At 67.4% G+C, this 21,877-nt stretch carries 23 protein-coding genes; 13 read left to right on the forward strand and 10 right to left on the reverse strand.

Annotation, left to right across the window (positions count from 1 at the left end; genetic code table 11):
* Positions 1–59 precede the first annotated feature (59 nt).
* The gene (locus AB0M14_RS08985; protein WP_364990793.1) at positions 60–722 is read left to right on the forward strand and encodes a TetR/AcrR family transcriptional regulator; all 663 of its coding nucleotides are present in this window, start codon (positions 60–62) and stop codon (positions 720–722) included.
* 4 nt (positions 723–726) lie between these two features.
* Here AB0M14_RS08985 and AB0M14_RS08990 read toward each other — a convergent pair whose 3' ends face one another.
* Together AB0M14_RS08990 and AB0M14_RS08995 are read right to left on the reverse strand one after the other, a co-directional pair.
* The gene (locus AB0M14_RS08990) at positions 727–1,110 is read right to left on the reverse strand and encodes a hypothetical protein (protein WP_364990796.1); all 384 of its coding nucleotides are present in this window, start codon (positions 1,108–1,110) and stop codon (positions 727–729) included.
* Between the two features lie 107 nt (positions 1,111–1,217).
* Positions 1,218–2,126 (reverse strand): cation diffusion facilitator family transporter, encoded by a 909-nt coding sequence (locus AB0M14_RS08995; RefSeq protein ID WP_364990799.1) that lies wholly within the window; start codon positions 2,124–2,126, stop codon positions 1,218–1,220.
* Positions 2,127–2,455: 329 nt separating this feature from the next.
* Here AB0M14_RS08995 and AB0M14_RS09000 point away from each other — a divergent pair, with 329 nt between their 5' ends.
* Both AB0M14_RS09000 and AB0M14_RS09005 read left to right on the forward strand, forming a co-directional pair.
* Positions 2,456–3,265: an SAM-dependent methyltransferase gene (locus tag AB0M14_RS09000; protein WP_364990803.1), complete on the forward strand. Its 810-nt coding sequence runs from the start codon at positions 2,456–2,458 to the stop codon at positions 3,263–3,265.
* Positions 3,266–3,300: 35 nt separating this feature from the next.
* Complete coding sequence (locus AB0M14_RS09005) at positions 3,301–4,581, forward strand: sensor domain-containing diguanylate cyclase (protein WP_364990806.1); 1,281 nt, start codon at positions 3,301–3,303, stop codon at positions 4,579–4,581.
* On the opposite strand, the gene AB0M14_RS09010 is transcribed toward AB0M14_RS09005, so the two are convergent.
* Positions 4,578–4,745, reverse strand: a complete 168-nt coding sequence (locus AB0M14_RS09010; RefSeq protein ID WP_364990809.1) for a hypothetical protein — start codon at positions 4,743–4,745, stop codon at positions 4,578–4,580. The two genes, AB0M14_RS09005 and AB0M14_RS09010, sit on opposite strands and share 4 nt — an antisense overlap.
* 25 nt (positions 4,746–4,770) lie before the next feature.
* On the opposite strand from AB0M14_RS09010, the gene AB0M14_RS09015 reads away from it, so the two are divergent.
* Entirely contained in the window at positions 4,771–5,265 is a 495-nt protein-coding gene (locus AB0M14_RS09015) for a CGNR zinc finger domain-containing protein (RefSeq protein WP_364990811.1), read from the forward strand.
* Here AB0M14_RS09015 and AB0M14_RS09020 read toward each other — a convergent pair.
* The gene (locus AB0M14_RS09020) at positions 5,262–5,651 is read right to left on the reverse strand and encodes a hypothetical protein (protein WP_364990814.1); all 390 of its coding nucleotides are present in this window, start codon (positions 5,649–5,651) and stop codon (positions 5,262–5,264) included. The genes AB0M14_RS09015 and AB0M14_RS09020 overlap by 4 nt on opposite strands.
* 243 nt (positions 5,652–5,894) lie before the next feature.
* On the opposite strand from AB0M14_RS09020, the gene AB0M14_RS09025 reads away from it, so the two are divergent.
* Positions 5,895–6,803, forward strand: a complete 909-nt coding sequence (locus tag AB0M14_RS09025) for a bile acid:sodium symporter family protein (RefSeq protein ID WP_364990817.1) — start codon at positions 5,895–5,897, stop codon at positions 6,801–6,803.
* Here AB0M14_RS09025 and AB0M14_RS09030 read toward each other — a convergent pair.
* From AB0M14_RS09030 to AB0M14_RS09045, 4 genes are all read right to left on the reverse strand, one after another.
* On the reverse strand, positions 6,760–7,941 hold the full coding sequence (locus tag AB0M14_RS09030) for an ROK family protein (RefSeq protein ID WP_364990820.1): 1,182 nt from the start codon (positions 7,939–7,941) through the stop codon (positions 6,760–6,762). The two genes, AB0M14_RS09025 and AB0M14_RS09030, sit on opposite strands and share 44 nt — an antisense overlap.
* A gap of 40 nt (positions 7,942–7,981) precedes the next feature.
* The gene (locus AB0M14_RS09035) at positions 7,982–9,220 is read right to left on the reverse strand and encodes an ABC transporter permease (RefSeq protein ID WP_364990822.1); all 1,239 of its coding nucleotides are present in this window, start codon (positions 9,218–9,220) and stop codon (positions 7,982–7,984) included.
* On the reverse strand, positions 9,217–9,990 hold the full coding sequence (locus AB0M14_RS09040; protein ID WP_364990825.1) for an ATP-binding cassette domain-containing protein: 774 nt from the start codon (positions 9,988–9,990) through the stop codon (positions 9,217–9,219). The genes AB0M14_RS09035 and AB0M14_RS09040 overlap by 4 nt, the downstream gene beginning before the upstream one ends.
* A gap of 73 nt (positions 9,991–10,063) precedes the next feature.
* The gene (locus AB0M14_RS09045) at positions 10,064–11,140 is read right to left on the reverse strand and encodes a substrate-binding domain-containing protein (protein WP_364990827.1); all 1,077 of its coding nucleotides are present in this window, start codon (positions 11,138–11,140) and stop codon (positions 10,064–10,066) included.
* A gap of 349 nt (positions 11,141–11,489) precedes the next feature.
* Here AB0M14_RS09045 and AB0M14_RS09050 point away from each other — a divergent pair, with 349 nt between their 5' ends.
* Genes AB0M14_RS09050 through AB0M14_RS09085 form a run of 8 tightly spaced genes read left to right on the forward strand, consistent with a single transcriptional unit; the run spans position 11,490 to position 19,848 of the window.
* Positions 11,490–12,323, forward strand: a complete 834-nt coding sequence (locus tag AB0M14_RS09050) for an SMP-30/gluconolactonase/LRE family protein (protein ID WP_364990830.1) — start codon at positions 11,490–11,492, stop codon at positions 12,321–12,323.
* 32 nt (positions 12,324–12,355) lie between these two features.
* Entirely contained in the window at positions 12,356–13,021 is a 666-nt protein-coding gene (locus tag AB0M14_RS09055) for a phosphoribosylanthranilate isomerase (protein WP_364990833.1), read from the forward strand.
* Between the two features lie 53 nt (positions 13,022–13,074).
* Positions 13,075–14,175 carry a BMP family ABC transporter substrate-binding protein gene (locus AB0M14_RS09060; RefSeq protein ID WP_364990835.1) on the forward strand — a complete coding sequence of 367 codons (1,101 nt, stop codon included), beginning with the start codon at positions 13,075–13,077 and terminating at the stop codon, positions 14,173–14,175.
* Between the two features lie 3 nt (positions 14,176–14,178).
* Entirely contained in the window at positions 14,179–15,696 is a 1,518-nt protein-coding gene (locus AB0M14_RS09065; protein WP_364990838.1) for an ABC transporter ATP-binding protein, read from the forward strand.
* The gene (locus AB0M14_RS09070; protein WP_364990841.1) at positions 15,693–16,952 is read left to right on the forward strand and encodes an ABC transporter permease; all 1,260 of its coding nucleotides are present in this window, start codon (positions 15,693–15,695) and stop codon (positions 16,950–16,952) included. Before AB0M14_RS09065 ends, AB0M14_RS09070 begins: the two co-directional genes overlap by 4 nt.
* Complete coding sequence (locus AB0M14_RS09075; protein WP_364990842.1) at positions 16,949–18,238, forward strand: ABC transporter permease; 1,290 nt, start codon at positions 16,949–16,951, stop codon at positions 18,236–18,238. Before AB0M14_RS09070 ends, AB0M14_RS09075 begins: the two co-directional genes overlap by 4 nt.
* 48 nt (positions 18,239–18,286) lie before the next feature.
* Positions 18,287–19,297: a MerR family transcriptional regulator gene (locus AB0M14_RS09080; protein WP_364990846.1), complete on the forward strand. Its 1,011-nt coding sequence runs from the start codon at positions 18,287–18,289 to the stop codon at positions 19,295–19,297.
* Positions 19,298–19,350: 53 nt separating this feature from the next.
* The gene (locus AB0M14_RS09085; RefSeq protein WP_364990849.1) at positions 19,351–19,848 is read left to right on the forward strand and encodes a hypothetical protein; all 498 of its coding nucleotides are present in this window, start codon (positions 19,351–19,353) and stop codon (positions 19,846–19,848) included.
* On the opposite strand, the gene AB0M14_RS09090 is transcribed toward AB0M14_RS09085, so the two are convergent.
* Positions 19,832–20,245: a nitroreductase family deazaflavin-dependent oxidoreductase gene (locus tag AB0M14_RS09090; protein WP_364990851.1), complete on the reverse strand. Its 414-nt coding sequence runs from the start codon at positions 20,243–20,245 to the stop codon at positions 19,832–19,834. The two genes, AB0M14_RS09085 and AB0M14_RS09090, sit on opposite strands and share 17 nt — an antisense overlap.
* 105 nt (positions 20,246–20,350) lie before the next feature.
* On the reverse strand, positions 20,351–21,808 hold the full coding sequence (locus AB0M14_RS09095; RefSeq protein ID WP_364990853.1) for an NAD(P)/FAD-dependent oxidoreductase: 1,458 nt from the start codon (positions 21,806–21,808) through the stop codon (positions 20,351–20,353).
* Between the last annotated feature and the right edge of the window lie 69 nt (positions 21,809–21,877).

A 21,877-nucleotide genomic window follows, 5' to 3' on the forward strand; every position in this document is an offset into this window, starting at 1 on the left:
GAAACGGAGGTTTCCGTAAACAGTTGTTTCCCAACTTGGTCCGTGCCAAGCTGGGCAGGGTGAGCAGAGCTTTCACCGGCACCTACCGCGGCACCTCCACCGAGGAGCGCCGCGAGGATCGGCGTCGGCGCCTCCTCGACGCCGCGCTCGAGATCATCGGCGCCCAGGGCCTGTCCGCCCTGACCGTCCGCGGGCTGTGCGAACAGGCGCGCGTCGGCCCGCGCTTCTTCTACGAGGCCTTCCCCGATCTCGACGCCCTCGCCGCGGAACTACTGGTGGAGATCCAGGATTCGGCCTTGACTCGCGCCCGCACCGCCGTCGCCGACACCCCGGGTGCGCCCGCCCATCGAATTCGCGCCGGCGTCGCCGCCCTCATCACCGACCTGACCGACGACCCCCGCCGCGCGAAACTGGTCTTCGCCCAGGCCTACGGCAACGAAGCCCTGATGCGCACCCGCTTCGCGGGCATGCACCGCGTCTCCGAGGTCATCATCGAACAAACCCGCCTCGTCCTGGACCTCCCCGAAGGCCAGGACACCGCCGTCGCCACCGTCGCCCAGCTCATCTCCGGCGGCGCCGCCGAACTCGTCCTCACCTGGATCGACGGCCACCTCCCCGTCGACCAGCCCACCCTCATCGACCTGCTCGCCGACTACGCGATCGACATGATCAACCGCCTGCCCGCGGTCGGCGCCCGCCTGAGCCCCACCCAGGACGCCTGAAGACTTACAGCACCGTCGAGCTCGAAGTCGCGAGCAAGATCACATCAACGCCGAAGACTCCGACGCCGACCGCCCACTGCCGCCCGAAGGACACCGGGCGCGTCCAGGTGCCGATCAGCAACGACACCCCGAGCAGACCGACCGTGATGTAACCGGCTTTCCACACCGAGCTATCGGAGGCCACACCCATCACCACAACGACGATCGAGAAGAGCATGCCCCCGACAAACAACCTGGACCGCAAATATCCTTCGGCCATCGCCCCGGCCGCCCACGCCACCAGGCGGACCTTCGCCGAGGCGCTACTACGCCCGGGTTCCGCATCGATAGCCTCGGCCTGCCGATACGCCGCACGAATCAACGGGCCATCCGCATCGTCTTCGGTCATCTGATCTGTCACCCACCCCTGCCGGCCTTTTCGCCATGACCGTTGGATCACGGCGGACCGGCTGACGCTACCGTCCAATTCGCATAGGCGGCAACCGATCCGGCGGCTCAGGAGCGGTGGACCGGGCCGTGGGAGTCGGCGCAGTGCAGGTCGTCGGCGGGGAGGGCGGCTTCGCCTACGTGGTCGACCTGCAAGGTGGTGTGTTCCAGGTCGAATTCGTCGTGCAGGACCGATTCGATGGCGGAGCGGAGGGCGTGGCAGTCGGCGCCGTCGTCGACCAGGACGTGGGCGGAGAGCGAGGGCTGGCCGGAAGTGATCACCCAGACATGGAGGTCGTGGATTTCGGCTACCTGGGGGATGGCGACCAGGCGGGTGCCGATGGTGTCGGGGTCGAGGTGGGCGGGGGCGGCTTCGAGGAAGATGCGGCCGGATTCGCGCACCAGGCCCCAGCCGGCCTTGAGCATCAGGGCGGCGACGACGAGCGCGGCGATGGCGTCGGCGCGCGGCCAGCCCGCCAGCCAGACCACCGCGCCGGCGATGGCCGTGCCGATGAACGCGTACAAGTCGTTGAGGATGTGCTGGAACGCGCCTTCGACATTGAGACTGGTGCGGTTGGCCTTGCTGATGCACCAGGCCGCGATGATATTCACCACGATTCCGAACAGCGCGGTGATCAGCACCAGCGGGCCCTCGACATCGGGCGGATCGATCAACCGCTGGATGCCCTCGTAGACGAACCAGACCGCCAGCAGCAGCAGCGTGATGCCGTTGGCCTGCGCGGACAAGATCTCCGCGCGCTTGTAGCCGTAGGTGTACTTGCCGCCGGCGGGACGCTTGGCCAGCCGGATCGCGATGAGCGCGAGCACGATCGAGGCGGCGTCGGTGAGCATGTGCGCGGCATCGGAGATCAGGGCCAGCGAGTGCGCGAGGATGCCGACGATCACCTCGGCCGCCATGAACGTGGCGATCAGCGCGAGCGCGATACCGAGCCAGCGCCGATCCGCGTCGGCGGACACGCCGTGATCGTGACTATGCCCGTGATCTGCGCCTTTGCTGTGATTATGGGTCGACGGCGGCACGATGACGGCCGTCGCCTCCGGCTGCTCCGACCCGCAGTGATCTCCACCCATTGCCCAGCGCCCTCGTTTCGTGTGTATGGCTTCCGCGCCACAGCCTAGCTCAGAGTGCAAGCATGCGCATGTCTGCATCTGTGACTTCGGGCAACTGTCTCAGAGGTTGCCGGCTGCGCAATCGTGATCTTCTGCGATACACCGGGATTCACTCACCCGGCTACTATTCGGGCATTGCCTTCCGGGGCATTCAGCTGAGGTCGTAAGGGGTTGAAATGGATAGGCCGGCGTGGGCTCCCGAGGGTGTCGATATGCAGCAGGCGAGCCCGGCACGCATGTACGACGCGCTACTGGGCGGCTCGCACAACTTCGAGATCGACCGTCAGGCTGCCGAGATGGGCAAGCAACTGGTCCCCGACCTGCCGCGAGTGGCGCTGAGCAACCGGGCCTTCCTGCGCCGGGCCGTGCGTTTCATGGCCGACGCCGGAATCAAGCAGTTCCTCGACATCGGCTCGGGCATCCCGACCGCGGGCAACGTGCACGAGGTCGCGCAGAGCATCGACCCGGAGATCCGCGTGCACTACGTGGACATCGATCCGGTCGCGGTCGCGCACGCCAATGCCATTCTGCTGGGCAATGACCGCGCTACCGCCACCGAAGCCGACCTGCGCAAGGCCGAGCCGCTGCTCGACCAGGTCCGCCAGGCGGGTCTGATCGATTTCGAGCAGCCGGTGGGTCTGCTGCTGGTGGCCGTGCTGCACCTGGTCGCCGACGACGACCAGCCCCGCGAGAAGGTCGCCGCGTTACGCGCCGTTGTTCCGGCGGGCAGCTATGTCGCGATTTCGCATCTGACCTCCGAGCTGCGGCCCGAAGATGCCGCCCAGCTGGGCGAAAACGCGGCAAATCAGAATCGAATCGGCATCCACTTCCGCAACCGCGCGGGTATCGAGACTATGTTCGACGGGTGGGACCTGGTCGAACCCGGCGTCGTCGAGCTGCCCGCCTGGCGGCCGGAATCCGAGCGCGACCAGCACGAGGCACCCGGCCGATCGCTGGGCTTGGCGGGCGTCGGCCGGAAGAACTGAAAACTGCTCTAGGAGCAGGGGGACGGTGAGTTGGAGTGGGTGAGCTGGCGGTGCGCTGGGCCGACGCGCTCGACGGCGTAGTCGCCCCCACCCTCACCCGCGGCCAGATCGAAGTCCTGCTCGCCGAATTGGCCGAAGTCCTGCTCGCCACGCTGCGCGAGGAAGCCGCCGCGCAGGTCGCCTACGACGCCGCCGCCGTGCTGGTGGCGGCGAACTACCGCGATCCGGTCGCGGTGAGCCGGACCATCGGCATCATCTGCCGGGACATGGTCGCCGAGATCTGCCCGGGCCGTACCGGTCCCGACTACGAACGGGTCCGCGAACGCGCCATCACCGTCGCGTCCGAGTTCGCGGCGGGCTTCACCGCCGCGCTGCGCGCCGCCGCGCTCGGCGAGCAGGAAACCACCCTGGCGGCGGCGCTGGCCGCGGCCCAGGAGGCCGAGGCGCGAAGACAACTGTCCGAAGCCAGGTTTCAGGCCGTGTTCGAGGGCGCCTCAGTCGGCATCGGCACCCTGGACACCATGGGCCAGGTGCTCGACGTCAACCGCGCGTTCGCCGAAATGCTCGGTCTACCAGTCGATCTCATGCCAGGGCATTCGGTGGCGGAACTACTCGGCCCGGACAATATCGGCTACGCCTTCGAGCAGATGCAGCTGATGTTGTCCGGGCGGATCGACCGGTTCCGGCTGGAAACCGAACATGTACGCCCCGACGGGGGTTTCGCCTACATCGACTTATCGATGTCGGCGGTGCGCGACACCAGCGGCCAGATCAGGTTCCTGATCGGCGTCGCCGTCGATGTCACCGAGCGGCAGCAGCTGGCCAACCAGCTCTGGCACGACGCCAATCACGACAACCTCACCGGCCTGCCGAACCGGGTGCTGTTCTTCGAGCGGCTCGCGAACGCGACCGCGCCTCTGGGGGTTTGCTACCTGGACCTGGACGGGTTCAAGGAGATCAACGACCGCTGGGGGCACACCGTCGGTGACCGGGTGCTGCGCGATGTCGCGCATCGGCTGCGCGCGGCCGTCGAGCCGGTCGGCGGGCTCGCGGCCCGCATCGGCGGCGACGAGTTCATCGTGCTGGTGGACAGGTGCGAAGGCGAGCACCAGCTGTCGGCGATCTCGGGGCGGATCCGGGTGGCGCTGGCCGCGCCGATCGAAGTGGCCGGGCAGCCGGTGACCGTGGGCGCCAGCATCGGCACGGTGTTCGCCGAGGAGAAGCCCCGCGACATCGACGGCCTCATGCACACCGTCGACACCGCGATGTACCGGGACAAGGCCGCCGGCGGCGGTACGCAGGCCCGGCACCGCTAGTCCACTTCGGCCAGCAGGAAGTCGCTGGCGCCGGCGGTCGCGACGACCGCGGCGTGTTCGCTGATCAGCCATTGCCCGCAGACGCAGCGCAGGTAGCGGGTGGTGCCGTGCGCCGAGACGAGGGTGGGCGAGGGCCAGTGGCAAGTGGGGCAGCTGGTATCCATGTGCCCAGCCTGATGTAATGGTTCAGTGCATTTCAACCCTTACGGCGGCGCGGCCGCGGAATTGGCCGCCAGCCTGGTGAATTCGACCGCGGCGACCGACCTGCAGCAGTTGCTCGACGACGCCGACTACAAACCGCTGGGCTCACTGGACGCGCGGCAGGTGGGCGAATTGCGCGGATGGATCCGCAGACTCGACGCGGCGTTCCGCGCGCCGTCGGTGCGACTGCTCAACGAATTGCTGGCCGAGACCACCAGCGAGCCCTACATCTCCACCCACGACGGGCGGGCGCCGCACCTGCACTTCTCGCGCATCGACCTGCCGACGGTGGAACGGGTCAAGGCGTACACGGCGATGGGGCTGGCGGAACTGTTCTGCGAAGCGCCGGAACGGATCGGACGGTGCGCCCGGGCGGGGTGCGCGATGGTGTTCGTGGATACCTCACGCAATGGGCGGCGGCGGTTCTGCACCACCCGGTGCTCCAACCGCGTTCATGTGGCGGAGCACCGGCGGCGGGCTTAGCTCGCGCTGCGCTGGCCGGCTTTGCGGAAGCCGGGTAGCTGGTCGGCGACGATCCAGCGGCCGTAGGTCTTCACACCGGTGTCGTCGTCGCGGCGGATCGGGCTGACCCAGGTCGGGCGCGGCATGGCGGCGGCCCGCTGGCCCCGCCCGATCAGCGGAACCTGTTGCGCCACAAGGTAGTAGTCGCCTTCGTCATTGGGCTCGGGTAGGTATTCACAGAGCTGCTCGGCCGCGTCGCCGAGATGCGCGGCGGCGACGACACCGCTCCACGGCCTGGAATCCTCGTCGCGCACGACGACCGCCGAGACGGTCCACATGCGATTGCCGGTTGGGTGCTGCTGAGGATCGGTGGTGTCTCCCGCGTCTGAATACGTGTTGTCGATCATCTTGCACCTCCGGTTGCTGCCCGGGGGAGGCGAGGCCTCCCGGTCTAACATTCTTGCGCTCGAGGCCAATTCGATAATTCGCAGGAGAACTGACCTGCAAATGAGTGTATCGTTCCCGCCGCTGATCTTGGTGCCGATTCCTGTGGTGAAACACGTTCCGGTGCAGCCATATTCGTGTGAACAACGGTAACGTCCGAGACACCCGCTACTGTGGTTGACACGTTCGACTCCGCGAGGTGACGCATGGACGGCTGGCAGGTCACCGTGGCGCTCCCGATTGCGCTGGCGCTCATCATGTTCGGGCTCGGCCTGGCTCTGACGGTCGCCGATTTCGCCCGCGTCGTGCAGTATCCGAAAGCCGTGGTGGTGGCGCTGAGCTGCCAAATCGTGGTGCTGCCCGCGATCGCCTTCGGTTTGGTGCTGCTGCTCGATCTGGCCCCGCAACTGGCCGTGGGCGTCATGTTGCTGGCCGCCTCCCCCGGCGGCGCCACGGCCAATCTGCTCAGCCATCTATTCCACGGCGATGTCGCGTTGAATGTGACGCTGACGGCGGTGAATTCGGTGATCGCGGTGGTGACTTTGCCGTTGGTCACCAACTTCGCGCTGGCGCATTTCGCGCCTGACGGCGGGGGCGGCCTGGGTCTGCAATTCGGCAAGGTGCTCCAGGTGTTCCTGATCGTGCTGGTGCCGGTGGTCGCGGGCATGCTGACGCGGCGGTGGGCGCCGGGGTTCGCGCGGGCGATGGACCGGCCGGTGCGGATCGGGTCGATCGCGTTCCTGGCGTTGATCACCCTCGCCGCGGTCTTCGCCGAGCGCGCCAATATCCTCGACTACCTGCTGCAGGTCGGCGTGGTCATGCTGTTGTTCGCGATCGCGAGCCTGGCCATCGGGTACTGGGTGCCGAAGGTGGCGGGGGTGCGGCACGCACAGGCCATCGCGTGTTCGATGGAGGTCGGCATCCACAACAGCACGCTGGCGATGACCATCGCGATCAGCCTGCTCGACGATGTGCGGATGGCGGTGCCGGCCGGGGTCTACGGGGTGAACATGTTGCCGCTGGCGCTGGCAGCGGGCTGGTTGATGACGCGACGCACGCGCGCCGCCGACGCTACTGGCCCGGTGACCGCAGCGGATCGGTCAGCAGGTCGGTGAACGCCAGTTCGGCGGCGCCCAGCAACGTGGCGTCGGCGGCCAGGGCCGAGGTGCGCAGGCGGACCCGCTCGCGGAGCGCGAGCAGGCCGTCGACCGCGAGGCGGCTGCGGACCTGCGCGGCGGAGGCCAGGTAGACCTCGCGCAATACGCCGCCGAACACGACCATCGAGGGGTTGAAGATATTGACCAGGTTGGCGACGCCGTAGCCGAGCCAGTCACCGACCTGATGCAGGGCATCGCGGGACCGGGCGTCACCGCGTGCGGCCGCCTCCACGATCGCCTCGACCACCGCCCTGCCGGGCGGGTCGGTGCGGCCCGCCGCCGCGATCAGTGCCAGCTCGCCGGCTTCGGCCTCCAGGCAGCCGCGCGAGCCGCAGGCGCAGGGCCGTCCGCCCGGGTTCACGATCATGTGACCGACCTCGCCGCCGTAGCCGCCCTCACCGCCGATCAGATTGCCGCCCAGGATGATTCCGCCGCCGATGCCGACATCGCCGTGCAGGTAGATCAGGTTTTCCGCCTCGACGCCGACGCCGCGTTCGCGTTCGGCGAGCGCGCCGAGGTTGGCGTTGTTGCCGACCGTCACGGTCAGGCCCAGCTCCGCGGAGAGCCGGGCGCCGACCGGAACGTCGACCCAGCCGATGTTCGGGCCGTAGCGGACGACGCCGTCGGATTCGCGGACCATGCCACAGAACGCGACACCCACTCCGGCACAGCGGGTGTCCGGGCCCGCGCGGTCGATCATGCTGCGCGCCATCGCGGCCAGCGTGGTGATGACCTCGTCCGGATCGAAAGTACCGCTGGTGCGCGGAATTTCGGTGTGGTCGAGCACGGCTCCGCCCAGGCCGACGCGGCCGGCGGCGAGCCGGTCCGCGCCGACGTCGAGGGCGACCACGTAGACCTGTTCGGACGGGCGCACGACCAGCGAGGGCCGCCCGGCCTTACCGGTCTGGCCGGGCAGTTCCTCGGAGACCAGGCCCGCCGCGGCCAGGTCCGCGGTGAGCGCCAGAATGGTGCTGCGGTTCAGCCCCATTCGCTCGGCCAGCACCGCCCGCGACATCGGTCCGTCGCGATGGATGTGCCGCAGCAGCACGGCGAGATTCCGCCGTCGGATCTCTTCGGGCGCGGGGGCGGCTCGCACAGTGATCGTCCCCTCTCCGTGCGCCTATCGGTGGCCTTTCCTAGCTGTGCAACTGAGCTCGTTTGCGCGACAACGCGTCCACACCCGCTGCCAACAGCAGCACGAATCCTGTCACAACGAATTTCGTGCCCGCGCTGAAGCCCATCAGCCCCATGCCGTTGTTGATCACCGCGACCACCGCGGCGCCCAGCACCGCGTCGAGCATCCGGCCGCGGCCGCCGAACAGACTGGTGCCGCCGATCACCGCGGCCCCGACGGCGGTGAGCAGCACATCGCTGCCGCCGGTGTTCGGGTCGACGGAGTTGGCGCGCGAGGCCGCGATCAGACCGCCGACCGCCGCCATCGTCGAGCACAGCACGAATGCGGTGATCTTGATGCGGTCCACCGCGATGCCCGCCCGGCGGGCGGCCTCCGCGTTGCCGCCGACCGCGTAGATATGACGGCCGAATGCCGTGCGGCGCAGGACGAAAGTCCACAGCAGTAGCAGCGCCGCGATCAACGGCACCACGATCGGCATGCCCTGCAAGGAGTTCATCGCCGGGTTGCGGCTGCGTTCGTCGTTGAGCACACCCACCACGACGCCGACCACGAGCGCGACCGCCGCGATCCGCAGGGCGATCACCGGAAGTGTCTCCCCGGTCAGCCCGAGTTTGGTGCGCGCCCGCAGCTTTCGGAATTGAATCAGCGCGAATCCAGCCAGCAGGATCGCGTACATGATCCAGCCGAGCAGCGGCGGCACGTTCTTGTTGGCGATCGCCACGATGGTCGGATCGGCGATCGAGATGTTGCGGCCATTGTCCATGATCTTCAGCGCGACCCCTTGCAGCGCAAGGAAAGCCGCCAGGGTCACCACGAAGGACGGGATGCCGATCCGTACCACCACCGCACCGAGCGTCAACCCGATCGCGACGCCGGTGAGCAGCGAAAAGAGCACGGCCACATACCAAGGCCAGCCCTTGTCGGTGAGCAGTACCGCCAGCACCGCCGCGCACACCCCGCTGGTGAACCCGGCCGACAGGTCGATCTCGCCCAGCAGCAGCACGAAGATCAAGCCCATCGCGATGACCGCGATGGCCGCCCCCTGGGTGAGCAGGTTCGCGAAGTTGGCCTGGGTCAGGAACACCGGGCGCGCGACGGAGAAGATCACCGACAGCACGACCAGCGCGAGCACCGAGGGCAGTGCGCCCATGTCGCCGCTGCGGACCCGATCGACGTAGGCGGTGACCAGGTCTTTGAACGGCGCCGCGGCGGCTGGTTCTTTGGTGAGCGCCACGCTCATCGGCCGGCTCCGTTCGTGCTGATGCCGAGGTCACCGCTGCGTCCGGCGGTTATCAGTTCGACGACTTGGGCGTGGGTGACATCGGAGGTGCGCACCTGGGCGGCCATCCGGCCCAGGTACAGCGCGGCGATCCGATCCGACACCGCGAAAACATCATTCATGTTGTGTGAGATCAGGACCACGGCCAGACCGCGGTCGGCGAGCGTGCGCACCAATTCCAGGACCTGCTGGGTCTGGGCCACGCCGAGCGCGGCGGTCGGCTCGTCCAGGATCACGACTTTGCTGTTCCAGAGCACGGCTTTGGCGATCGCGACGGTCTGGCGCTGGCCGCCGGACAGGCTCGACACCTGCTGCCGGACCGACTTCACGGTGCGAACCGACAAGCCCGCCAGGGTTTTTCCGGCCAGCTCCTCCATGCCGTACTCGTCCAGGACCAGGCCGCGGCGGCGTTCCCGGCCGAGGAACATGTTCTGCACGATGTCGAGGTTGTCGCACAGCGCGAGGTCCTGGTAGACGATTTCGATGCCGAGGGCGGCGGCGTCGCGGGGGTTGTGCACGTGCACCGGCGTGCCCTCGAAGCGGAACTCGCCCGCGTCGATCGGGTGCGTGCCGCCGATGCATTTCACCAGGGTGGACTTGCCCGCGCCGTTGTCGCCGACCAGCGCGGTCACCTCGCCCGACCGGGCGGTGAACGCGACATCGTGCAGCACCTGTACCGCGCCGAAACTCTTGTCTATGCCCCGTAATTCGATGATCGGGGTTTCTGTCATCGGGAAACTCCTAGTGCGCCTTCCGCGGTCCCCTCATCGAAACCGCGGAAGGCGCTGGTGCCGGTGGTGCGCGTCAGATTCCGTTGTCCGCGCAGAGTTTCGCGACCTCGCCGGTGCACAGTTCGCTCTTGGTGACGTAGCCGTCGGCGATCACGTCCTTGACGTTGGCCTTGAAGATCGGCTTGGGCTCGAGCAGCACCGACGGCACATCCTTCTTCGATTCCGGATCGGCGACCGTGCCGTTGGTGGTGCCCTTCTCGCCCTTGGTCAGCGCGATCGCCAGCTCCGCGGCCGCCGCGGCTTCCTGCTTGATCGCCTTGTACACGGTCATGCACTGATCACCGGCCAGCACGTTCTGCAGGCCCTGCACGGTCGCGTCCTGCCCGGTGACCGGGACCTGCCCGTTCAGCTTCTGCTTCTTCAGCACCGCGATCGCGGCGTTGGCCATACCGTCGTTCGCCGCGGCCACGCCGCCCAGATTCGGCGTGCCGGTGAGCATCTGCTCGAAGATGGTGCCCGCCTCGGTGTTGTCCCATTCCGGCACGGCCTGATCCGGGCCCTTGGTGTATTCACCGGAATCGAACTTCGGCTTCAGCACGCCGTCGTAGCCGTTGCGGAACAGGGTGGCGTTGTTGTCGGTGGGGCCGCCGTTGAGGTACGCCACGGTGGGTTTCGGCGCGTTCTTCTCGGTCAGGCATTTGACCAGGCCTTCGCCGATCAGCTTGCCGACCTTCACATTGTCGAAGGAGACGTAATACTCCGCGCCGCCGCCGAGGGTCAGCCGGTCGTAGTCGATCACGGTCACGCCCTGCGAGCGGGCCTTCTGGATCACCGCTTTGCCGGTGCCGCTGTCCAGGTTGGTGATCAGCAGAACATTCGCGCCGTTGGTGATCATCTGATCGGCGATGGTCTGGAATGCGCCCTTGTCCCCCTGCGCATTCTGGATATCGGCTTTCACCCCCGCCTTGTCGAACGCCTCCTGCAGATACTTCCGGTCCGCGGTCTCCCAGCGGGCGGAGGTCTTGCTGTCCGGCAGGATCACCCCGATCTTGGCGCCGGAACCCTTGCTGCTCTCGTCCTCGCCACAGGCGGTGAGGGAGGTGAGCAGCGCGGCCGAAACAGCGGTGATGGTGAGAATGCCCTTACGCATGGTGGGCCTTTCATCGGACCGCCCCGGGTGCTCCGGACGGTCGAGTCGAGCGAATGTTGTTCGATGCAACATATTCCACTGTGACCTGGCGCACAACCACTTTCGGCAAATCGGCCGCCCGGGCACTCCCCTCCTCCAGTGCCCGGACGGCCCGCCCGCCTCGGTGGGCTGGGTTGAACGCTACGGAGCAGCCGGGGCGTTCAGCTGGTGAGACTGTGCAGATTTCGGGGGAATTCGCAGGTCGGGGCGGTGTGTGGGTTTTCCGGGCCGGACAAGATTCGCAGCGGTGCGATGAGTATTCGGGGTGGGATCCGTCTGAATTGCCATCGACGAGAAAGGTGGTTCCGACGTGGCCGCAGGTGAGGTTTTGCTGGAAGGGATCGTGTTCGGAGAGTCACCGAGGTGGCATGACGGGCGGCTGTGGTTTTCCGATTGGGGGGCCGGGCAGGTGATCGCGGTCGGGGACGATCGGCGGCACGAGGTGGTCGCAACGGTCCAGTCGTTTCCGATGTGCATCGACTTCCTGCCCGATGGGCGGTTGCTGGTGGTCGATTCGGCGCGGCGGAGGCTGGTGCGGCGGGAGGGTTCCGGGGAGTTGGTCGAGCACGCGGATCTCTCCGCGATCTCCGAGCGGCCGTGGAACGACATCGTGGTGGACGCGCGCGGCAACGCCTATGTCGACAACATCGGATTCGATTTTCCCGGCGGGGAATTCGCGCCGGGAATCGTCGCGCTCGTCAGCGCGGACGGAGCGGTCCGGCAGGTCGCGGACGACCTCGCTTTTCCCAACGGGATGGCGATCAGTCCGGATGGCGGGACCCTGGTGGTCGCCGAGTCCTACGGCAACCAGCTCACCGCGTTCGACATCGCAGCGGACGGCAGCCTCGGCGACCGGCGAGTGTGGGCGAAGACGCCCGGTGATCATCCGGACGGCATCTGCTTCGACGCCGAAGGCCATGTCTGGTACGCCGACGTCGGTAACCAGCGGTGCGTCCGGGTCGCGGAAGGCGGCCAGGTGCTCGCCGCCCACGAACTGGACCGGGGGGCCTTCGCGTGCGCGTTGAGCCGGGGGCCTGACCCGCGGCTCTACGTCGTCGGCCAGCACTGGGGCGGCGAATCCGAGGCGCCCAGCGGGCAAGTGGTGGCGTTCCCCGCGCCCGCGCCGGGTGCGGGCCGCCCTTGACCGAACCTGTGCCGAGACTATCGTCGGGCCGCATGAGCATACGGGCGAAGATTTGCGGGATCAGGTCCGAATCCGATCTGCGGATCGCTGTCGAGTCCGGAGCGGATGCGGTCGGATTCATCTCCGGGGTAACCCATTTCAGCGAGGACGCGCTGAGCGCCGAGGAGGCGGTGCGATTGGCGGGGCTGACGCCCCCGTTCGTGGACCGGGTGCTGGTGACGCATCTGGAGGAGGCCGCGGCGATCCTCGAGCTGGCGGATCGGGTGGGCGCGGACACGATTCAGGTGCACGGCCTGGTCGACGGCGCGACCGTCCGGCAGGTCAAGCAGGAGGCCCGGGGACGGCGGGTGATCAAGGCCGTGCATGTGACGGGCCCGGAGGCGCTGTACGTGGCGCGTGAGGTCGCGGTGGATTGCGACGCGGTGCTGCTGGATTCGCGCACCGAGGACCGGCTCGGCGGGACCGGGCAGACCCACGACTGGGCGATCAGCGCGCAGATCGTGGCCGACCTGCGCTGCCCGGTGATCCTGGCGGGCGGGCTGGCGCCCGGCAATGTCGGCGCGGCGATCTCGGTGGTCGCACCGTTCGCGGTCGATGTGAACAGCGGGGTGGAGGACGAGGGCGGCGGCAAACACCCTGATGCCTGCGCGGCTTTCGTGCGGGCGGCGCATCTCGGCGCGGAAATCGAAATTGTGTAAAGCAATGTTTCAATTTCATTCGCGCCAACCGCGGATGGGGTAAATGTGAGCAGATGAGATCTGCCACTGCCATGAAGACCATCGTCGCCGGCGGGGCCGCCGTCGCACTCGCACTACTGTCTGCCTGCGGTTCTCCGCCGGCCGAGAAGGACGGCAAAGGATCCGGCAACACCTACGGCGCCGCGGACGCGAAGTTCCGGGCCTGCATGGTGACCGACGCGGGCGGCGTGGACGACAAGTCGTTCAACGAATCCGGGTGGAACGGCGTCAAGGCGGCGGTCGACGCCAACAAGGCGGTCTCCGGCAGCTATCGGCAGTCCAACAGCACCGCCGACTACGAGCCCAACCTGCGGGCCTCGGCCGACGACGACAAGTGTGGTCTGGTGATCGGCGTCGGCGGCCTGATGGCGGACGCGATCACCACCGTCGCCAAGGACAACCCCGAGAAGCGGTTCGCCATCGTCGACTCGCACGTCGATCTGCCCAACGTGTACTCGATGGAGTTCAACGCGGCCCAATCCTCGTACCTCGCGGGCTATCTCGCGGCCGGCACCACGAAGACCGCGAAGGTCGCCACCTGGGGCGGCATGCAGATTCCGGCGGTCACCATCTTCATGGACGGCTTCGCCGCCGGCGTCGCCAAGTACAACCAGGTGCACAACACCAACACCGTCGTCCTCGGCTGGGACACCCAGGCCCAGAAGGGCTCGTTCACGGGCAACTTCGACGACACCAGCGCGGGACGGTCGCTGACCGAGAACTTCCTGGCCCAGGGCGCCGACGTCGTCCACCCGGTGGCGGGCCCGGTCGGGCTGGGCGGCGCCTCGGCCATCAAGGACGCCGGCAACGCCACCATGATCTGGGTGGATTCCGATGGCTACCAAGCGGTTCCGGAATACAAGCAGATCATCCTGACCTCCTCGATGAAGGACATCTCCTCGGCGATCCGGGTCGCGATCGACAACGCCTTCAACGAGGGCGCCAAGGACGGCCGGTACGTCGGCACGCTGAACAACAAGGGCGTCGCGCTGGCCCCGTTCTACGAGTTCGACAGCAAGGTCCCCGAGCCGTTGAAGCAGGAAATCAAGCAGTTGCAGGCCGATATCGTCGCGGGCACGGTGGTGGTCTCCTCACCGGCCGCCCCGAAGCCGTAGCGCATGCGCCTCGAATTACGCGGACTGACCAAGAAGTTCGGCGATTTCGTCGCGGATGACGCGATCGACCTGGTGGTACAGCCGGGGCAGATCCACGCCATCCTCGGCGAGAACGGCGCGGGCAAGTCCACGCTGATGAACATGCTGTACGGGATCCTGGAACCCACCGAGGGGCAGATCCTGATCGATGACGCGCCGGTGCGATTCCGTTCGCCCGGCGACGCCATCGCCGCCGGAATCGGCATGGTGCACCAGCATTTCAAGCTGGTGGGCCCGTTCAGCGTGGCCGACAACGTCCAACTCGGACGCGAACACGCCAAGGCGGGGATTCTCGACCGCGCCGCCGCCCGGCACGCCGTGCGCGAGGTGTCCGAACGCTATGGGCTGGCGCTGGATCCGGACGCGATCTGCGAAAACCTGCCCGTCGGCGTGCAGCAGCGGGTGGAGATCGTCAAAGCGCTGTCCGGGCATACCGAATTGCTGATCCTCGACGAACCCACCGCGGTCCTCACCCCACCGGAGGTCGCCGAATTGCTGGCGATCATGCGGAATCTGGCGAAGTCGGGCATGTCGATCATCTTCATCAGCCACAAACTGAAGGAGGTGAAGGCGGTCGCCGACACCATCACGGTCATCCGGCGCGGCAAAGTGGTCGCCGAAGCCTCGCCCGACGACGGTGAGGCGGAGCTGGCGGCCGCGATGGTCGGGCGTGAAGTATCGCTCACGGTCGACAAGTCGCCCGCTCAGCCGGCCGAAAATGCCTTGGCCATCCAGGATCTCACGGTGCTCGACGATCGGGGCATCCCGGTACTGGACGGGCTGAACCTGACGGTGCGCGCCGGTGAGATCGTCGGCCTGGCCGGTGTGGAAGGCAACGGCCAGACCGAATTGGCCCGCGCCATTCTCGGCACGCTCGCACCGGTGGCCGGATCCATCGAGATGACCGGCACCGAGGTCACCCGCTGGCATCCGTACCGGCGCATCGCCGCCGGGCTCGGCTACATCCCGGAGGATCGCGCCCGGGACGGGCTGGTCGGCGATTTCACCGTCGCCGAGAACATCGCGCTGAATCAGTACCGGGAGGCCCCGCTGTCCCGGCGTGGCGTGGTCGACGACAAGGCGGTGCGGGCCGTCGCCTCGAAGTCCATCGCGGAGTTCGACATTCGCACTCAGGGGCCCGAGGAGCTGGTGTCCGCGCTGTCGGGCGGCAACCAGCAGAAGGTGATCATCGCGCGCGAGTTCTCCCGTCCGCGCAAGGTTCTCGTGGCCGCCCAGCCGACCCGCGGTGTGGATATTGGCGCCATCGAGTTCATCCACGCCCGGCTGGTGGCCGAACGCGACACCGGCACCGCGGTGCTGCTCATCTCCGCGGAGCTGGATGAGATTCTCGCCCTGTCCGATCGCGTCGCCGTCATCTACAACGGCCAGATCGTGGGCGAGGTAGCACCCGACAGTCCCCGGTCCGAGATCGGACAGCTCATGATCGGTCACCGACCCGAAACCTCCTCAGGCGACGCGTGAATACGACAACGACCAAGCCGGACACCGAGCCGAGCCGAAAGGGCTTCGGCCCCACCTTCGTTCGCTACCTGACCGAAGCCAACAGCGTGATGGTGACGATCTACTCGCTGCTGCTGGCCTTCGCCATCGGCGCGGTCCTGATCATCGTCTCCGACCCCGGCGTGCGCGGCACCTTCAGCTACCTGTTCGCGCGGCCCGGCGACGCGGTCAGTTCCTCCTGGTACGCCGTCAGCACGGCATACCAGGATCTTTTCGAAGGCTCCATCCTCGATTTCGGCCGCCTGCAACAGTTCTTGGCGGGCGATGCCACGCTGAACCAGGTGCTGCGGCCGCTCTCGGAGACCTTGACCTACGCGACTCCGCTCATGTTCACCGGCCTGGCGGTCGGGCTGGCGTTCCGGGCGGGCCTGTTCAATATCGGGGCGCAAGGCCAGTTCGTGTTCGGCATGCTCGGCGCGCTGATCGTCGGTTTCGCGGTGGAACTCCCGCCGCTGCTGCATCTTCCGCTGGCCCTGCTGGCGGGCGGCCTCGCGGGCGGCCTGTTCGGCGCGATACCCGGGTATCTCAAGGCGAGAACCGGTGCGCACGAGGTCATCTCGTCGATCATGCTGAACAACATCGCCGCCTACTTCCTGATGTGGGCGCTGGGCACCACGTTCATTCACTCGGTGACCTCGCAGGAGCTGGTCTCCAAGCCGGTGGATGCCTCGGCCCGGCTGCCGCAACTGCTCGGCTGGGCCGGTTCGGGGTTGCGCGTCAGTATCGGCCTGCTGCTCGGGATCGCCTTGGCCGCCGGAACCTGGTGGCTGCTCAGCAAATCCACGTTCGGCTTCCGGATCCGCGCGGTCGGCGCCAACGCCCACGCCTCGGAGACCGCGGGCATGGATATCGGGCGCACCTTCACCACCACCATGGGTGTGGCCGGCGGGCTGGCCGGACTCGGCGGCGCGGCCTTGGTGCTCGGCCTGAACCCGTACACCGTGAACCCCGGCACCGCGGTGGAATACGGCTTCGACGGCATCACCGTGGCGCTGTTGGGTCGCGCACATCCGGGCGGGATTGTCGCCGCCGCACTGCTTTTCGGCGCGCTGAAGTCCGGCACGCTGCATATGCAGCCGGCCATCCCGGTGGAGATGTCCACCCTGTTGCAGGCGGTCATCGTGCTGTTCATCGCCGCACCGGCGCTGGTCAAAACCCTGCTGCGGCTGCGGACACCGCGCGGCGGGCTCAACACTCTGGAAGCGAGGGGCTGGTGAACGCATCGACCGGCACCGAACCGCAGGTTGCGGTGTCCGACAAGGTCTTCCGGCGGCGGACGGCGGCGGGATATGGCTTGATCGGGGCGGGCGTCCTGCTGGGCGGGCTGGGGCTGCTGCTCATCGATTCCGAGCGAACCACCACCTACCGGCTGGACCAGACCGTCGATGCCGGCTGGACGGTCGGGACGCTCGTGGTGCTCGCGCTGCTCAGTGTGGTCGCCGCTCTGGCCGGGGTCGCGCTCCTGACCCTGCCGAAGGTGCTCGCGCAGCGCTTCGACGGCGTCCTGATCGGCGGCGCGGTCGCCGCGCTCGTCCTCGCCGCGCTGTCCTGGACCGTCACCCCCGGCGTCGGCTTTCCGGTCGAATTCGTGCTGGCGACAACGCTTTTCCTGGCGTTGCCGTTCATCTTCGGCGCGCTGTCCGGCGTCGTCTCGGAACGCTCCGGCGTCATCAACCTCGGCATCGAAGGGCAGTTCCTCACCGGTGCGTTCACCGCGGCGCTGGTGGCCTCGGTCACCGGCAGCGCGTACATCGGGATGCTGGCCGCCACCCTCAGCGGCGTCTGCTCGACCCTGCTGCTGGCCTGGCTGGCCACCCGCTTCCAGGTCAACCAGGTGGTCACCGGCATCATCCTGAACCTGCTCGCGCTGGGCCTGACCGGATTCCTCTACGAGCGGCTGATGCGCGCCGACGGCTCGCTCAACCAGCCCGCCACTGTGCAGAAGGTCGGGGACTCGCTGGGCTTCCTGGCCGACATCCCGCTCCTCGGACCGGTGCTGTTCGACCAGAACATCTTCGTGTACGTGGCGCTGATCTGTGTCTTCGCGGTCTCCTACCTGCTGTTCCGCACTCGCTGGGGGCTGCGCACCCGCGCCGTCGGCGAACATCCGGCCGCCGCGGACGCCGCCGGCATCAACGTCAACCGGCTGCGCTTCTGGAATGTCACCCTCGCCGGCGCCCTCTCCGGTTTCGGCGGCGCGTTCTTCACCATCGCCAACAATGTGTCCTTCAGCAAGAACATGACCGCCGGGCTCGGGTTCGTCGCGCTGGCGGTGATGATCGTGGGCCGCTGGCACCCGTTCGGCGTGCTCACCGCCGCCCTGCTGTTCGGCTTCTCCAGCGCGCTGCAGCGGTTCCTGAACACCATGCCCGGCAACCCGATCCCCACCGAGTTCCTCGGCATGCTGCCCTACGCGGTCACCCTGGTGGTGGTCGCCGGGTTCATCGGACGAGCCGTCGCCCCGGCCGCCGACGGCATTCCCTACACGCCCGGGAGCAAGTAGCCGCCGCGGTGTTGACCTTCGAGTTACCTGAGGCTCCATGATTGCCGGGTGACTGAGTTGACGATCGGCGCGATGGCGCGAGCCACCGGGGTTACCGCCAGTGCGCTGCGGTTTTACGACGATTGCGGGCTGCTGCCGCCGGCCCGGGTGGATCCGGTGTCCGGGTACCGGTATTACGGCGGGGAGCAGTGCGAGCGGGCGATAGCGATTCGGCGGCTACGCGAAATCGGCGTGCCGTTGGAGGCGGTGGGCCGGATTCTGAGCGGCGATTCCGCCGAGGCGGCGCAGCTGCTGGATGAACATGTGCGGGATCTGCAACAGCGGGCCCGGGAGGCGGCCGAAGTCGCGGCCGCGATCAAGCAGGGGCTCGGCGGAGTCGTCGTGGCTGGGGCGACGTTGGCCGAAGCAGTACGGCAGGTGCGATCGGCCGCGGCGGCCGATGCTGAATTCCCGGTCCTGACAGGCATTTTCATCGAGGCCGAAGAATCCGCCCTGGTGCTGACCGCGACTGATCGGTACCGGCTGTCGACGCGAACACTGGTGCCGCGCCAGGCGACGAGTCGATGGTCGGCCGTGGCGGTCGCCGAAGAGCTCGCGGTGTTCGATCATTGGCTCCGGAAGGCCGGCGAGGTGCGCCTGTCGCCGGAGGCGGACTTCCTGATCCTGACCGCCGGCGGCGACCATCGGCGCTGTCCGCTGATCGATGAGCCGTTCCCGGACTATCGGGCGGTGCTCCAAGGTCTGACACCGGTACGAACCCGAGTCGTAGCGGCGCGCGAAGCACTCGTCACGGCAGACGACGCGACGCCGTTGATTCTGTCCATCGACGAATCAGGGCTCACCGTCGGCAGTTCCGAGGGCGGCCGGCAGGTGCCCGCAGCAGTCACCGGCTCTCCTCTCGACATCGCCTTCGCGCCAGACGTCCTGTGCTCAGCGCTCGCCACTGCCGTCGGCCCGGACGTCATGCTCGACATTTCCGCGCCCGACCAACCGGTCGTGGTCCGGTCCGCGACCGACGGCGACCTCACCACCCTGGTCATGCCGGTTCAGTTGCCCTGATTACCCAGCAGCGTCATCACACCAATCACAGTAATCAACCAAGGAGCATTGCTATGAGCACCGACGTTTCCCCCGACCCGACGATGGACGCGATCATGCAAGCGGTGGCGCTGGGACGGGCCGGCGATCCAGAGCGCGCCCGCACCGGCCTCGCTGAAATCTGGAAAACGATCGGCCCCCAGGGTGATCCACTACACCGGTGCACGCTCGCGCACTTCATGGCCGACCTGCAACCGGATCCCGCCCAGGCGCTGGCTTGGGACATCCGCGCCTTGGACGCCGCCGGCAGCCTGTCGAACAAGCGTGTCCAACAACATCATTCGACCCTCGACGTAGCCGGATTCTATCCATCGCTGCACCTCAACCTGGCCGACAACTACCGGCAGCTCGGCTCCTTCGAAGCGGCCCAACGCGAGATCGATTCCACCCGCGCCTGTTTACACACCCTCAACGACGACCCCTACGGCGCCACCATTCGCCAGGCAGTCGACGACATCGAGTCAGCCATCCACGCCCACTCGACCGGGTTTGGGTTCAGGAGGTTGGTGTGAGGGTGACGACGGGGATTACGCGGGTGGTTTTCGCGGCGTAGTCGGCGAAGCCGGGCATGACCTCGACCATGGCGGCGTAGAGGCGGTCGCGCTCGGAGCCGCCTGTGATCGGGGTGGCGGTGGCCTGGAATTTGTCGGTGCCGATTTCGACGGTGACCTCGGGGTTGGCGAGGACGTTGTAGAACCAGTCGGGGTTGGTGGGTGCTCCGGCGGCGGAGGCGATGATGACGATGTGGCCGTCGTCCCGGATGAACGCCAGCGGATTGGTGCGCGGTAGACCGGATTTCGCTCCGACGGAGGTCAGGAGCAGCAAGTCGCGCCCCTCGAAGGGGCCGCCGACCTTTCCGGAGTTCGTTCGGAATTCCTCGATGATGTTCGCGTTCCAGTCGCCGGCCATACGATTCCTTTCGGGGCAGATGTCCGTAGAAACCTATCGACCTGGTCGCACAATTCCCGGCTGCCACACGAGAAGGCCCCGCCACCATGTCCCGCCGGCCGGAATTCAGCGCGCGCGGGTGCCCGCCAGCGTCTTGTGCAGGTTGGTGCGCATGGTGGTGGCGGTGTCGAGCAGGTAGTTCTGGCGGACCTTCCAGGGATGGCGGTCGCCCTGGCGGGGGAAGTCGGCGATGGAGCGCTGGACGTAGCCGGAGGCCAGGTCGAGTAGGGGGCGCTCGGAGAGATTGCCCTCGGGTTCCGGGACGACCGCGGCGAAGCGGTTGCGGTCCATGTGGCGCAAGACCTTGCACACCAGGCGGTGGGTGAGGTCGGCGCGCAGCGTCCAGGAGGCGTTGGTGTAGCCGAGGCAGACGGCGAAGTTGGGGATGCCGGTGAGCATGGCGCCCTGCCAGACGAACTGGTCCGACAACTCGACCTTGCGGCCGTCCACAATCGGGGTGATGCCGCCGAAGGCGAGCAGTTGCAGGCCGGTGGCGGTGACGATGATGTCGGCGGCCAGCAGCCGGCCCGACTTCAACCGGATGCCCTCGGGGACAAAGGTGTCGATGTGATCGGTGACGACCTCGGCCTGACCCTTCTTCATCGCCTTGAAGAAGTCGGCGTCGGGCACCGCGCACAGCCGCTGGTCCCACGGGTTGTAGGACGGCGTGAAGTGCTCGGCGACCGCCTGTTCGTCCTTGAGGATTCGCGTGGTCAGGCCGGTGAGCAGTTTGCGCGCCGATTCCGGGCGGCGGCGGCAGTACTGGTAGAAGCCGATGTTGAACAGGATGTTCTTGGTGCGGATCACCCGGTGCGCCAGGTCCGGCGGCAACAGCTCGCGGATCTTGTCGGCCTGCTTGTCGCGGCCGGGCACGGCACTGATCCACGTCGGGCTGCGCTGCAACATCGTGACCGAGGCGGCGGCGTCGGCCATCGCGGGCACCAGCGTGACGGCGGTCGCGCCACTGCCGATGACAACGACGCGCTTGCCGGTGTAGTCGAGGTCCTCCGGCCAGAACTGCGGGTGCACGGTCTGACCGGAAAATGTGGCGGCGCCGGGGAATTCGGGCGCGTGCCCCTGGTCGTAGTTGTAGTAACCCGCGCAGGTGTAGAGGAAGTTACAGGTCAGAGTGCGCTCGCCGGACTCGGTCTCGACCGTCAGCGTCCAGCGCGAGATATCCGACGACCACTCGGCGGCAACGACTTTGGTCCGGTATCGGATGTGCTGATCGATCCCGAACTCGGCGGCGGTCTCCTTGATGTAGCGCAGGATCGAGGGGCCGTCGGCGATGGCTTTCGCGTCGCGCCAGGGCTTGAACGGGTAGCCGAGAGTGAACATGTCGGAATCCGAACGAATCCCGGGGTAGCGGAACAGATCCCAGGTGCCGCCGAGGGTGTCGCGAGCTTCCAGGATCGCGTAGCTCTTACCCGGGCATTCGGTCTGCAGGCGGTAGGCCGCGCCGATCCCGGACAGACCCGCACCCACGATCACGACATCGACATGGTCCCGAACCTCAGCGTTCATGCCTCCAGTGTGAAAAAGCGGCCGACCAGATTCTTGACTTTGCGCGACAAGTATTTGATTCTGAACGAC

This window comes from Nocardia sp. NPDC051832, from assembly GCF_040681285.1.
In the GTDB taxonomy this organism is placed as follows: domain Bacteria; phylum Actinomycetota; class Actinomycetes; order Mycobacteriales; family Mycobacteriaceae; genus Nocardia.